This is a genomic window from Streptomyces sp. NPDC111744 (genome assembly GCF_055634995.1).
Map to the genome: position 1 here is coordinate 463,794 of NZ_JBVKCG010000005.1, position 13,045 is coordinate 476,838.

Annotated in this window: 9 protein-coding genes, 1 tRNA gene and 1 pseudogene; 6 read left to right on the top strand and 5 right to left on the bottom strand. The window is 72.6% G+C overall.

All coding sequences use genetic code 11. The annotated features are described in order from the left end of the window. Positions 1-153: 153 nt before the first annotated feature. Positions 154-720, bottom strand: coding sequence for a GPR1/FUN34/YaaH family transporter (locus ACZ7OO_RS14805; RefSeq protein WP_471504849.1), 567 nt, complete (start codon positions 718-720; stop codon positions 154-156). 153 nt (positions 721-873) lie between these two features. Beyond that, positions 874-1,401 (bottom strand): universal stress protein, encoded by a 528-nt coding sequence (locus ACZ7OO_RS14810; protein ID WP_384998628.1) that lies wholly within the window; start codon positions 1,399-1,401, stop codon positions 874-876. A gap of 349 nt (positions 1,402-1,750) precedes the next feature. Here ACZ7OO_RS14810 and ACZ7OO_RS14815 point away from each other — a divergent pair, with 349 nt between their 5' ends. The 6 genes and pseudogenes from ACZ7OO_RS14815 to ACZ7OO_RS14840 form a co-directional block, all read left to right on the top strand. After that, positions 1,751-2,080, top strand: coding sequence for a hypothetical protein (locus ACZ7OO_RS14815; protein ID WP_471504850.1), 330 nt, complete (start codon positions 1,751-1,753; stop codon positions 2,078-2,080). 377 nt (positions 2,081-2,457) lie between these two features. Continuing rightward, the gene (locus tag ACZ7OO_RS14820; protein WP_352220759.1) at positions 2,458-3,627 is read left to right on the top strand and encodes a helix-turn-helix domain-containing protein; all 1,170 of its coding nucleotides are present in this window, start codon (positions 2,458-2,460) and stop codon (positions 3,625-3,627) included. Between the two features lie 118 nt (positions 3,628-3,745). Beyond that, positions 3,746-4,348, top strand: coding sequence for an oligoribonuclease (gene orn, locus ACZ7OO_RS14825; protein WP_471504852.1), 603 nt, complete (start codon positions 3,746-3,748; stop codon positions 4,346-4,348). 114 nt (positions 4,349-4,462) lie between these two features. Further along, positions 4,463-4,535: transfer RNA gene (locus ACZ7OO_RS14830), tRNA-His, on the top strand. A gap of 417 nt (positions 4,536-4,952) precedes the next feature. Next, the gene (locus tag ACZ7OO_RS14835; protein WP_471504853.1) at positions 4,953-5,552 is read left to right on the top strand and encodes an endonuclease domain-containing protein; all 600 of its coding nucleotides are present in this window, start codon (positions 4,953-4,955) and stop codon (positions 5,550-5,552) included. A gap of 205 nt (positions 5,553-5,757) precedes the next feature. Continuing rightward, positions 5,758-5,977: pseudogene (locus ACZ7OO_RS14840) on the top strand (transposase); the annotation flags it as partial. Between the two features lie 233 nt (positions 5,978-6,210). Here the strand turns inward: ACZ7OO_RS14840 and ACZ7OO_RS14845 are convergent. From ACZ7OO_RS14845 to ACZ7OO_RS14855, 3 genes are read right to left on the bottom strand one after another with little or no spacing between them, the layout of a single operon-like run. After that, positions 6,211-7,497: a TIGR02679 family protein gene (locus ACZ7OO_RS14845; RefSeq protein WP_471504854.1), complete on the bottom strand. Its 1,287-nt coding sequence runs from the start codon at positions 7,495-7,497 to the stop codon at positions 6,211-6,213. Further along, entirely contained in the window at positions 7,487-11,599 is a 4,113-nt protein-coding gene (locus ACZ7OO_RS14850) for a TIGR02680 family protein (RefSeq protein WP_471504856.1), read from the bottom strand. Before ACZ7OO_RS14850 ends, ACZ7OO_RS14845 begins: the two co-directional genes overlap by 11 nt. Then, entirely contained in the window at positions 11,596-13,020 is a 1,425-nt protein-coding gene (locus tag ACZ7OO_RS14855) for a TIGR02678 family protein (protein ID WP_471504858.1), read from the bottom strand. Before ACZ7OO_RS14855 ends, ACZ7OO_RS14850 begins: the two co-directional genes overlap by 4 nt. Positions 13,021-13,045 lie beyond the last annotated feature (25 nt).

The window sequence follows — 13,045 nt, forward strand, 5'->3', positions numbered from 1 at the left end:
TGAGTAACCCCCACGGCGAGCAACCAGGTCCGCGAGAGCGGCGCCGGTTCAGGCGCAAAAAGGGGAGCGGACCCCTAGGTGGGCCACCGGCCACCAGGGGGTCCGCTCCATATGTCGCCGGGGACGCCCAACTCCCCGGCGTCGGCTGCCGTATCAGCCGTGGGCCGTCACCCCCCGACCGGCAGCCCGCCTGGGAAGGACCGTCGGCCAGTGCGCGAGCGCGGCCGTCGCGGCGTACCAGGCCACCGCCCCCGCCGCCGCGGCGACCCAGCCGCCCACCTTGACCAGCGAGGAGCTGTCGGCGAAGTTCGCGACAGCGAGCAGCAGCATCGACAGGAACAGCAGCCCGTGCATGGCCTGTCCGAGCGTGTCGCCGCCCGCGAGGGTCAACGACAGTGCCACGAGGGCGAAGAGGACCAGGAAGAGCCCGGCCGCGTTGGCCGAGGCGTTGCCGCCGGACGAGACGGCCCAGGTGAACCAGAGGGCGCCGAGGGCCACATAGCCCGTGCCGTTCACGGTGTCACGGTCACGGAAGGCCAGCAGGCCGACGAGGAAGAGGGCGACTCCGCCCACGTAGTGGGCGACTGACACGGCGTCGGACGTGGTGACGCCGTCGATCACGCCGGTGGTGCCGAGGCCGAACGCCAACAGGGTGATCCCCAGGGCGAGTCGGCCGGCCACGGTAGTGGTTCCGCTTCCCGCAGAGACGTCATTGTTCACGGCGGGCTCCCTTCATGCTTGTGCAGTTGCGCGCGGTGACCGATATATGCCCTTCACAAGGGCACAAACACCTCTACGCGCGAGTAGGTTTACGCACGGCACAAAGGGAGCCGGACCGTTCCCACGGCGCATCTCACCTGGGAGAAGGCGGAGTTACGGAATGACAACGACGGGCCGCTTGGCCCGCTTGGCGAGTCTGCCCGCGACGGAGCCGAAGATCCGCCCGACGATCCCGTGGGTCGAGCCCACGACGATCGCGTCGGCCTCGTACTCCCGCCCCACCTCTTCGAGTTCGTGGCAGATGTCACCGCCGCGCTCGACGAGGATCCAGGGCACCTCGGCCAGGTAGTCGGCGCAGGCGAGTTCGAGACCGAGCACCTCGGTGCGGTGGTCCGGCACGTCGACGAAGACGGGCGGCTCGCAGCCGGCCCACACGGTGGTCGGCAGTCGGTTGGCGACATGGACGATGATCAGCCCTGCGCGGGAGCGGTGTGCCATCCCGATCGCATAGGCGAGAGCGCGCTCACTGGAGGTGGAGCCATCGAAGCCGACGACCACTCCGTGTTTGAAGGCGGGGTCGCAGGAAGGGCGTGGCTCTTCCGCCGCCAGCGCATCGGCCGCCGTGGGATCGGCGACCGGCCGCTTGCGGTCCGCTGGATCGAAGAATTCGTGACCGGCCATGGCTGTCTCGGCGTTGTGATCCTTTGTGGGAGGGACGACAGTGTGCGGCGGAGCTGTGTCCGGGAAACATCTTCCCAACCCCATACCCCCAAGGGTACGGCGGCACGCCTCCTCAGCCCAGATCCCGCGCACTCTCCGTAGGGGACCTTCCCCGGAGTCGGTTAGGGGTTCCAGGGAGCATGCACGAGCCGCACCCGTAACGCAATGGTTGCTGCCCCGTACAGGCGGTTTGCACAGGATTCGGACAGGAGCTGGGCCACGCACGGTGACCGACCGCTCGAACACGCGTTGAACCCCGGAGAGGTACCACCAGGGAGCCGGCAGGAGCACCAGCCAGGGAGACACACACATGCCCGGACCGCGCGCGAAACCCCGCCCGCGCCCCGCCCAGGACACTACGGGTGACGTCGTCCGCTGGGCCGCGTTCTCCTGCGTCCTCGTCCCCGTGGTGCTCCTCTGGTACGGCACCTCGCTGGCCGGCACCGCCGGCACCGCCCTCGGGCTGGCCGCCGTGACCGCCGTATGCCGGTATCTGCTGCGCCGCTCGGAGCGCGGGAGGGCACAGGAGACACGCCACGGAACACGCCACGCGGCGCCGCACCGGACCCCGCACCGGGCACCCCGCGGAGCGGGCCGGGGAGGCGGACGTCACACTAGGGGCACTACACCGGTCGACTGACCGGTTTCCGCGCACGGGAACGCTTCTTTTCAGCCAACTTCCCGACCCTGTGCAAGAGGGGCCCCGACCACCCTCCAACCCCCGTTCCACCTGCACGGAAAGGGTCCAGGGGACCCTTCGCGCCCTACGCGGTTTGGCCACTGCCGCGAGGCGCACTTCCCTGCACGGCCCGTGAGTGCAACGCTTCGTGATCGAATGCTTCACGCCAAGTTGTCATGTCGACAATCTACGGCGTGTCGAACTGGTCACCGCGACACCGCGGAAACCAGTAGATTCGATCTTGACGTCTTACGGCGGGGGACTGGTGCAGGACCGAGGGGAAACGTGCAGGAGCGACACAACCGAGGAGCCGCGACCACCGAGGGGGGCTTAGCAGGATGAGCCACGACTCCACTGCCGCGCCGGAAGCCGCGGCCCGGAAACTTTCCGGGCGACGCCGCAAGGAGATCGTCGCGGTGCTGCTGTTCAGCGGCGGCCCCATCTTCGAGAGTTCCATACCACTGTCGGTGTTCGGGATAGACCGCCAGGACGCCGGAGTGCCACGCTACCGACTGCTGGTGTGCGGTGGTGAGGAAGGCCCGCTGCGGACCACAGGGGGCCTGGAACTCACCGCGCCACATGGCCTGGAGGCGATCTCCCGCGCCGGCACGGTCGTCGTACCGGCCTGGCGTTCGATCACCGCGCCACCGCCCGAAGAAGCCCTGGACGCGCTGCGCCGCGCCCATGAGGAAGGGGCCCGCATAGTCGGGCTGTGCACCGGCGCGTTCGTACTGGCGGCCGCCGGACTGTTGGACGGCCGCCCGGCCACCACCCACTGGATGTACGCGCCGACGCTGGCCAAGCGCTATCCGTCGGTGCACGTCGACCCACGCGAACTGTTCGTGGACGACGGCGACGTCCTGACGTCCGCCGGTACGGCGGCCGGAATCGACCTCTGTCTCCACATCGTGCGGACGGACCACGGCAACGAGGCGGCCGGTGCGCTCGCCCGGCGCCTGGTGGTCCCGCCCCGCCGCTCCGGCGGTCAGGAGCGCTACCTCGATCGATCTTTACCAGAGGAGATCGGCGCCGACCCGCTCGCCGAGGTCGTCGCCTGGGCGCTGGAGCACCTCCACGAGCAGTTCGACGTGGAGACGCTGGCGGCACGCGCGTACATGAGCCGCCGGACCTTCGACCGCCGCTTCCGCTCGCTGACCGGTAGCGCCCCGCTGCAGTGGCTGATCACGCAACGGGTGCTCCAGGCGCAGCGTCTGCTGGAGACGTCGGACTACTCGGTGGACGAGGTGGCGGGCCGCTGCGGCTTCCGCTCCCCCGTCGCCCTGCGCGGCCACTTCCGCCGCCAGCTGGGTTCGTCTCCGGCGGCGTACCGGGCGGCCTACCGGGCACGCCGGCCGCAGTCCGACCGCCCCGACACCCCGGAACCGGCACCGCTGCCACCGACGGGCCCGCTGATCCAGTACCCCGAGGGGGTACTGCCGATGCAGACCCGCAGGACAGCGGCGGTAGGCCTGTCGCCCAGCCTGCCGGGCCCGCGCACCGGCAGCTGACGTCCCACCGGCCCACCCGACCCGCTCGGGTGGGCCGCGGCCATGCCTTCCCGGCCCGGGAAGCCTCGGCGCCGACCGCGGGGGCCACAAAAGCCGACGTCAGCTTTAGGGTGGTCGCATGAACGATCGCATGGTGTGGATCGACTGCGAGATGACCGGCCTCTCGCTGTCCGACGACGCGCTCATCGAGGTGGCCGTACTGGTCACCGACTCCGAGCTGAACGTGCTCGGCGATGGCGTGGACATCGTCATCCGTCCGCCGGCCAAGGCACTGGAGACGATGCCGGAGGTGGTGCGGCAGATGCACACCACGTCAGGCCTGCTCGACGAGCTGGCCGGCGGCACGACGCTCGCCGAGGCCGAGGAGCAGGTCCTGGCCTATGTACGGGAGCACGTGAAGGAACCGAGCAAGGCCCCGCTGTGCGGCAACTCCGTCGGCACCGACCGCGGCTTCCTGTCCCGGGACATGCCGGCCCTGGAGGGATACCTCCACTACCGGATCGTCGACGTGTCCAGCGTCAAGGAGCTGGCCCGGCGCTGGTATCCGCGGGCGTACTTCAACAGCCCGGAGAAGAACGGCAACCACCGCGCCCTCGCCGACATCCGCGAGTCGATCGCCGAACTGCGCTACTACCGCGAGGCCATCTTCGTACCGCAGCCCGGCCCGGACTCGGACACCGCGAAGGCGATCGCGGCCAAGCACGTCCTGCCTGCGGAATAGGCGTTCAGGAGGCCCCCGAAGGGGCCCCCGGAAAGCCGTGCGCGAGCACCCCTTCGGACCCTGTACACTTTTTCTCGGCCGGTCGGAGAAACCACAGAATCACCGCCGGTCGTGGTGGGTGTAGCTCAGCTGGTAGAGCACCTGGTTGTGGTCCAGGATGTCGCGGGTTCGAGTCCCGTCACTCACCCTTCGGGACAGGCCCGTGACCTGCGGAAACGCAGATCACGGGCCTGTCCGGCGTTCGGCCGTGGCCCTGCTCTCCTGCCCATGCACGGGTGGGGTACGTCGGGGATCGACTGGCGACAGATACTCGTGGAGCAGACCCGCGACGGGACGCAGCGCACATGGTGGCTGCCGCGCGCTGTGGTCAGGCTGCTCGACGCGGCCGAGCACGCCGAAACGCAGTGGGTGCAAGCCGCGCGGACCCGCCAGGCCTGCGCAGCCGTCACCGAGCCGCCCTCCCACCCCCGGCAGGCCCGAGACGCCGACGATCGGCAGACGACGAGCCCCGAGGGCCCCGCCACCTCACCGCGCCCGTACGACAAGGAGCTGGAAGGCCAGTTGTACTCGGTGCTCAGCAGGAAGCCCGGTACCTCCCCGCAGGGTGGCCGGGTGGGCGTGCGCCGTCTGCCGCACCGCACCCGCCACCGTGCTCGACCACTGCCACGAACACGGCTACATCCGCGCCCCCGTCTGCCAGTCCTGCAACACGCTGGAACGCCCCGACCACCTGTACAGCAACGACGTCCGCGTGGCGAACCGCTACACACGCCTCTTCCACACCTACACCGACGACTGGCTCCACCACTGGCACCGCTGCCCAGGCTGCCGCGCACGCGCCACCCTGCCCCTGCCGCACCTCGCCGCATGGACCGCCCACATAGCCTGCCGACCGCTGCGCCCGACCCACCGCGCCCCCCGCGGGCGCAAGCCCTGCGGTGTCCTGCGCGTGTCCTGGACGGGCAGTCAGAAGGCGCCCCGTTCCTGCCTGCTCACCGTCGCCGTCGACTTCTGCCCCTCCGGCGAGCACCGCGTCCTGGCGCGAGTCCCCTACCGCGAAGCCGTCGAGCGGTTTCGTGCCTGGCTGGCCGAGACGGCCCCCGCCGTGGCCGCCGCGGCCGGTCCTGACCGCCTGGACGACCTCCCTGACCACTTCCGGCCAGTCATCGCGGACACCGGCGGCAAGGACCTGGAACTGTTTTGAGCGGGCACCGGAGCCGTCGAAGATCTACGGGTTGCTTCCGGCACTTCGACTTGTTGACGTGGTGTGCGGCATTTCGATGAGTTGATCGGTCCGTTGCGGGCGAAGCCGCGAGCGGTCCCACCGCATCTGAACGAGCGTCAGCGGCAGCTGCCGTAACGGGGCGGAGACCCGGCGACTCGGTCACGATGGAATCGCCGCCGTCGCACTCGCGGTGGGCCTGTCCCGTCACACGGCCCCGCGTACCCTGCTGCGCATCCCGTTGCCCACCGGGGGTGCCCCGCGTGATCGGCGTCGACGATTTCGCCCTGCGCCGGCGGCACCGCCATGCCACCGTGGTGATCGACGCCGAGACCCATGAGCGGATCGACGTGCTGCCCGACCGCACGGCCGACACGCTGGACACGTGGCTGCGCGAGCATCCGGGTGCCGTGTGACGAGACCTTCCAGGCCCTCATGGAAGCGGTGATCGCCGAGGCGGCGGCCCGCGACGACGTCGATCTCAGCCTGGTCAGCGTGGACTCGACGTCGCCCGCTCCCTGAGATGACACCGTCGTTCCAGTCAGCCCCAGGGGGCTCTGGCACTGACGCCGACTCGCCGGTGGATGCCGACCGGCACACCGTGGTGGACGGATCGATCCGACCACCACCGGACGCCGGTTCAGGCGCGGGTGAGGTCGGACAGGAGCGCGGTCAGGAGGCGTTCCTCCATGACCGCACTGCCCGACTCCTCCATCGCGAGGGTCAGTCCCGGGTCCCAGGGGCTGGCCGCGGGCGGTCCCGCGAGCGGGGTGGACTCGCCCTCGACGAGTGCCGCCGTGTAGTCGGCGGCGGTCATCCGCCAGGGCTGGGCACCGTGGCGGGCCACGGCGTCCGCGGTGATGCGCAGTCCGGCCCGGTCGAAGTCGGCGCGCCAGTGCAGCCGGGATCCCGCTCGTACGGCGTCGCCGAGCAGTTTGTGGCAGGCGGCGGACGGGACGCCCTCGGTGCACACGAGGGCGGCACCGGTGTCCTGGAGTTCACCGGCGGCGGCGCGCAGTACGGCCGGGTTCTCGCAGACGTAGATGGTGCGGGCGGCGGGGACGACGGGGGCGGTGGCGAGTTGGTGGAGAGTGAGCCGGAAGGGGATGCCGAAGTCGGCGGCATCGCGCAGCCAGTCGCAGACCACGGTGTCGCCCTCGGCCCCGATGTTGAGGACGAGTACCTGGCTGGCGAGGTCGTCGGCGATGGCCCCGGCGCTCTCCCACAGGGCTCGCCGCCCGGCCCGCTCGCGCGGGACGTCGCGGCCGTCGCCGGCGCGCTGGGCGAGGGCGCGCAGGACGAGCTGTTCGAGCGGGGCGCCGGGCACGAGGGCCTTGGTGTCGCCGGTGGCCCACTCGGCGAGCACCGGAAGCGGCAGGACACCGGGGCCCCGGCTCGGGGAGCCCGCACGGTGGTCCCCGTCACCGGTCAGTCTCTCCAGGACGCGTACCGCCGCGTCCAGGAGCGGCGCGTCCCCCCGGCGTACAAGACGGGTGAGAGTGCCGTCGGCGGCGATGCGGTCAAGCCAGGCGGCGAACCACCCCTGCCCGGCGAGCCGGCTGGAGTGGGCCGACGTCAGGGCCTGCTCCCGGCGGGCCTGTTCGTCGGCCCGTTCGGCCGGCCGGTCGCGCAGCGGACCGTGGAGCCGGCCGAGGGTCTGGAGGAGACCGGTGCCATAACGGTCGTACAGATACCCGTCCAGGTCACGCAGGGGTACGGCGAGGCGCTTGACGGTCTCGGGCCGGTAGCGGCCGGTGATGCCGATGACGGTGCGGCGCTCGGCCTCGCTGGGCCCCATGAGCCCGATGTCGCCGTCGAGCGCGCCGCCGGTGCGCTCCAGTCTGCGGCGGGCGGCGGCGAGCAGACGGGTCCATCCCTCGCCCCGCAACTCGTTGTACCCATGGCTTTCACGCTGCTCAGCCGACAACCGCGGCCTCCTCGGGCGTCGAGGCGCGTCGGGTGCCGGGCGAGCCGAGGGCGGCGGTGAGGTCGCCGGTGTCGTCGGTGAGGAGCCGGTCGCCGTCCCAGACGAGCAGAAGAGCGGAGACGGTGTGGTCGACGGCGGTGTGCGCGAGGTCGTAGTGGGCGGCGGCGGACACGGAGGCGTGGGCGGCCCACAGGTCGTAGCCGGTCATGAACAGGTCGAGGTCGAACTGGGCGGCGAGTGACATGAGTTCGCCGCGCCCGGTGTCGTCCACTCCGGCGAAGGCCTCGTCGAGGGCGAGCAGGCGCGGGGCGTGCGGGTCGGCGGAGTTGAGCATGGCGTGCGCGGCGGCGAACAGCGGCAGGTGCAGCGACACGGACTGCTCACCGCCCGACAGGCGGCTGTGCCGGGCGCGGGTGAGCCTCTCCTCCGTCTTGTCGGGGCGTACCAGCTGGAACGCGAACTGCCGCCAGCTCCGGTAGTCGAGGACCTCGGCGAGCAGTTCGCGGTAGGGCTGGTCGCGGTGGCGGGCACGGGCGGTCTTGATCTGCGCGGCGAAGTGGGTGCGCACCCGGGCGAGACCGTCGGGGCCGAGGCGAGCGGCGTCGGCGTCGAGGAGGGCGCAGACGGCGCGCTGCTCGTCGTCGAGGTGGTCGGCGAGCAGCCAGCTCACCCCGACCGTGGTCCCCGAGGACATGGTGCGCCGGCGCATGTCGGTGTTCATCCGCCTGATCAGGTCGCGGGCGTCGACGGTGCGGTCGTGGATCTGCTGGGCGAGCCGGGTGAGCAGGGCGTCCTCCAGGATGCGCTGCTCGGACTCGGAGAGCAGTTCGGCCTGGTCACGGCGGTGGGAGGCGATCTTCTCAGCGAAGGCCGCCACGGGCAGCGGGCCCTCCTCGTCGGCCACGCGGACGACGATGACGCCGTCGGATCCGTCCCATTCGGGCCGGTAGTCCTGTCCGGCGGCGGCGAGCTGTGCCTGCAGGTCGTCCAGGGCCCTGGTGAGACGGGTGACGGACTGCTTGAGGCTGGTCTCGGTGGGGGTGAGGTCGCGGGTGGCGGACAGGATCGCCTCGTGGACGGCGACCACGGCCGGCGGGAGTGTCTCTCCGGTCCAGTCGGCCTCCTGGGCGGGCCAGGCGAGGCCGGGCGGGCAGCGCAGGATGTCGAGGAGTTCACGGGCGGCGTACGGGCGCAGCCCGCGGGCGGTGTCCTTCTCCTCCGCCGCCGCGACCGCGCCGGCCTCGGCGGCGGCCGTACGGCGGGCCTCGGCCGCCGCGGTGCCGGCGATGGCGGCGTGCTGGGCCGTACGGGCCGCCTCGGCCTCCCTCGCCAGGGCGTCGACCCCGTCCTCGGTCTCCTGCACCTGGCGCATCACCTCCTGTGCCTCGGCCCCGACGGCCGTGTGGAGGGCTTCGAGTCCCGCGGCCTCTTCGGTGTGCCTGCGGCGCGCCGCGCGCTCGGTGTCCGCCGCCGCCTCCTCGTCCTCGGCGGCGGCGCCGAGCCGCTCGGCGGCGGCCTCGGCCGCCTCGCTCTGGCGGGCGTGTTCGCGGCGGCGGGCGGCGAGTTCGCGGACCGTCGTCTCGAAGGCTCGGGTGGCGGTCTCGACGGCGTCGACGCGTTCGGTCTCGATGGCGTGCTCGGCCGCGGTGCGGCGCAGAGCGCGTTCGGCGACCGAGCAGGCGGCCACCGACTCGTCGTACGAGCCCTGGGCGGCGTCGGCGGCGTCGCGGGTGGCGCGCAGCCTCGCCGCGGCCCGGTCGAGCTCGCGCAGCGCCTGCGTGATGCCGGTGGTGCGGGGCAGGGCGGCGCGGGCGGCGGCGTACGCCTCCAGGGCGGCGTCCGTACGGGCCTGCAGGCGCGCCAACTCGTCGAGCTGGGCGGAGAGTTCGGTCAGCAGCGCCACGCAGGCGGCGATCCGGGCGGCGCGCCGGCGGGCGCGGGCGGTCGCTCCGACGTACTCGGCGTGCTCCTTGGTGTGGGCGCCGACCAGGACACCGGCCGCGTACCGGCCGTCGGGGCCGATGTGCGGGATGCCGGTGTCGAGGTCGCCGGTGACGGCGACGGAGCGCAGTACGGCGGTGATCCGGGCGGCGGTCGGGATCGCGATGCCGACTCCAGAGCTCTCGGGGCTCTCGGGGCTCAGGAGATCGGCGAGGCTCGGTCCGTTCACCGGGGCGCCGGCACGCAGGTAGCCTTCGCTACGCCCGGCCGCCACGGGGGTGTCCTCGGCGGTGACGAGTGCGTCAAGGAGGCCCGACGCCTCCAGGGCCGCTTCCAGGTCCGCTCGTTGACGTTCTGTCAGGTTCTCTTCGAAGTCGACGAGTTGCCACAACGGGACGCCGTCACCAGCCGCCCGGTCGGCGCCGCGGCCACGGGCCGGGGGCGGGGCGTCGTCGTGTTCGGCGGCGATCCGGTCGCGTTCGGCCTCCGTCTCGGCACGGCGGCGCTCGACGTCGGTGCGCCGTGCGCGCAGGGAGGCGAGGGTGTCGCGCAGTTCCTGCACGGCGGGAGCGGTGGCCTCGGTGAAGGCGTCGGCGAGCGTGACCGCCTCGGCCTCGCCGGTGCGTTCGAGGGCTTCGGCGAGTCGGCCGGCCCCCTCCTCGGCCAGGAGCTCGCCGTGCGCCTGCGTCCACTGGCCAAGTGCCGTACGGGCCTGCTCGCGGGCGGATTCGAGGGCCGACTCGGCGGCGGTCTCCGCGGTCTCGGCCGCGGTGACGGCCTCCTGCGCACGGTCGAGGGAGACCCGGGCAAGGTCACGGGTCTGCTCGGCGCCGCGGGCCGCCTGCTGGGCGGCGCGCACGGCCCGGACGCCCTCGTGGCGGGCGGCGGCGAGTGCGGCGGAGCGTTCGGCGAGGTGGGCGGGCTCGGCGTCGGCCGGGGTCCAGGGGAGGCCGGCGGAGTGGGCGTGGTCGGCGACGGCGGCGGCGTCCCGGGAGACAGCGGCGTCGAGTTCGGCGGCGAGCCGGGCGGCGTGTTCGGCCTCGGCGCGGGCGCGGCCGGTGGCTGCCGTGCGGCGTTCACGTTCGGCGCTCGCCTGCCTGGCGGTCTGCTCGCAGGTGCGCACCAGGCGTTCCAGGTCGGCCAGTTGCTCGACGGCCTGATAGGCGGCGGAGGAGCGCAGCTGGTCGAGACGGGCGCGCTGGGCGGCGAGCGAGGCGTCGGCCGACTCGGCGCGCTTCTCGGCGGCGGCCTGCTGTTCCCGGGCCGCCGCCAGGTCCGTGGTGGCGGTGCGCAGCGCGGCGGCGCGCTCGGCGGTCTCGGCGCGGCGGGCGGTGAGCCGGTCCGCGGCGGAGCGGGCATGGACCCGCAGATAGGTGGAGTAGCTCGCGAGGAAGGCGCGGGTGGCGTCGTCGGCGGCGGCCAGCCCCTCCAGCGTGCGCTGCACGGACTCCATGTCGTCGAAGGAACGGGCTGCCTCGGCGATCAGGTCGTCGTCGAGCGGGCGCAGGCCGGCGGTGAGGGTGTCGGAGAGCTTGGCCGGGTCGAGGTTCTTGGCGAGCTGCGGGCGGCGCAGGGTGAGGATCAGGGTGAGCAGTTGCTCGTACCGCTCCGGGCCGAGGCCGAACAGGCGCTGGTCGACGGCAGCACGGTAGTCGGCCGCGGAGGTGATCAGCTCACGTCCGAGCTCGGCGGCGAGCTGCTTCCTCGTCATCGGCCGGTCGTCGCGGGTGAGGAGGGAGAAGTCCTCGCCGACGCGGCCGTCGGCGACGAAGTGCCAGCGGGCGGGTGTGTCGCGGTGCCGCTGGGCGTGCAGCCCGATGCCGCAGGTGACGGCCTCGCCGGTCTCCCGGTGGGTGAACTCGATCCAGACGTAGCCGAGCGCGCTGTCCTGCCCGCGGAAGAGCAGGTTGGACTTCATCGTGCGGTCCTCGGCGGCGAACGGGTTGAGCCGCTTGGGGTCGATACGGCCGTCGAGGACGAACGGGAACAGAACCTCCAGCGCCTTGGTCTTCCCGGACCCGTTGGGGCCCCGCAGCACCAACCAGCCGCCCGCGAAGGAGAACTCCTCGTCCCGGTAGTCCCACAGGTTGATGATCCCGGCGCGGGTGGGGACGAACCGGGCTGAGGAGGCGGGGGCCTGGGTGGGAGCGGGGGTGCTCACGGAGTCGGGTCCTTGGCGATGTCGTCGGTGAACAGGGGTGTCCGGGAGGGCGGTTGGGCTGCCGTGCGGGTTCTCACGCGGGCGGTGACCCCCCGGTAGCGGGCGAGCAGGGGAAGCGCGAGGGCCCCGCCGTCGACCCGGGCGATCAGCGACATGGCGGCCAGCAGACCGAGCGCCTGGTCCAGCAGCCGGTCGGGGTCGCCGCGCAGGTCGGCGGCGAAGCCCGCGCCGTACTCGGCGGTGATCTCCTTGAGCTTGCCCCGCAGCCAGGAGTCCGTGACGAAGGGGTATCGGGTCTCCTCCGGCTCCTCCCCCTCGTCACCGGGTGCCGCGTACGCTGACGCCTCGTCCGGCTCTGCGAGTCCGGCGAGTTCGGCGACCGGACCACGCGACGGCAGAGCCGCGTCGATACGCCGGGCGCGCGCCGCGAGGCGTTCGGCGGCGGTGGGCGCGGGCAGCAGTTCGAGGGCGTGCCGTCCGGAACGCTGGATGGCGGCGCTGATCCGGGCGGCCAGCAGCAGCGCAGCCTGCGCGACGGTACCGCCGCCGGGGAAACGGATGTCGGACAGCCTGCCGGAGGTGTCGATGAGCGCCACGCCCTCGGCCCGCCGCTCCACCGTCAGCCCGGTCAGGCGCTCCAAGTCCTCGGCGAGGGCGGGGGCCCGCAGCTGGCCCAGGAGTTCGGTGTCGGCGTCGGCGTAGTACGCGACCGGATTCTCCAGCACCAGACGGCGGGCCCGGCGGGCCTGGTCGCGACGCTGGGCCGCACGCCCCGCGGACATGCCCAGCGCACCGGCCGAGTCCAGGAGCGCCGTGACCGAGGTCAGGTGCTGCAGGACGCGGGTCGGGTGATGGACGGCGAGGAGGATCTCCCGGTCGATGTCGTACAGGGCCTCGGCCCGCTCGGGGTCGCTGGCCCAGGCTGTGGCGGAGCCGTCGGCGAGGGTGAGCGCGCCGCGCTCGGTGAGCCAGGTGACGGCGTCGACGAAGGCGTCCCGGTCGGGCTTGCGCGCGGTGTCGAGGCCGAGTCCGTCGATGCGTACGGCGTCGGCGGCGACCGCGTCGGCCAGTTCACCGAGCGCCACCTGCGCGCCGTGGCGGCCCAGCGCCGCGAGGGTGAGCACGAGGTAGGCGTAGCGGCGGCGGTCGAAGGGGCGTCCCGCGCGGGTGAGGGCCGGGCGGGTGGCGTCCAGGCCGTCCTGGGCGCGCTGGAGCCGGGCGGTGTCAGCGGTGGTCACGAGCCGGTAACCGAGCACCTCCATCAGGTCGGTGCGCAGCTGATCGGCCCAGCGGCGCACGGTCGCCAGCGCCACCTTGTCCGGGTACCCGGGTGTGATCAGCGGATGCCGCAGGACGAGCCGTACCGCCTTCTGGTAGTCGGCGAGTTCGAGCGGGGAGACGCCCCCTGCGACACGGCTCATGCGGTCCTGCCGAGGTGACGGCTCG

What these genes read in the sequence shown, in the direction of transcription:
- ACZ7OO_RS14810 (WP_384998628.1), bottom strand. Translation starts at nt 1,401, where the DNA reads ATGGCCGGTCACGAATTCTTCGATCCAGCGGACCGCAAGCGGCCGGTC.
- ACZ7OO_RS14815 (WP_471504850.1), top strand. Translation starts at nt 1,751, where the DNA reads ATGCCCGGACCGCGCGCGAAACCCCGCCCGCGCCCCGCCCAGGACACT.
- ACZ7OO_RS14820 (WP_352220759.1), top strand. Translation starts at nt 2,458, where the DNA reads ATGAGCCACGACTCCACTGCCGCGCCGGAAGCCGCGGCCCGGAAACTT.
- orn (WP_471504852.1), top strand. Translation starts at nt 3,746, where the DNA reads ATGAACGATCGCATGGTGTGGATCGACTGCGAGATGACCGGCCTCTCG.
- ACZ7OO_RS14855 (WP_471504858.1), bottom strand. Translation starts at nt 13,020, where the DNA reads ATGAGCCGTGTCGCAGGGGGCGTCTCCCCGCTCGAACTCGCCGACTAC.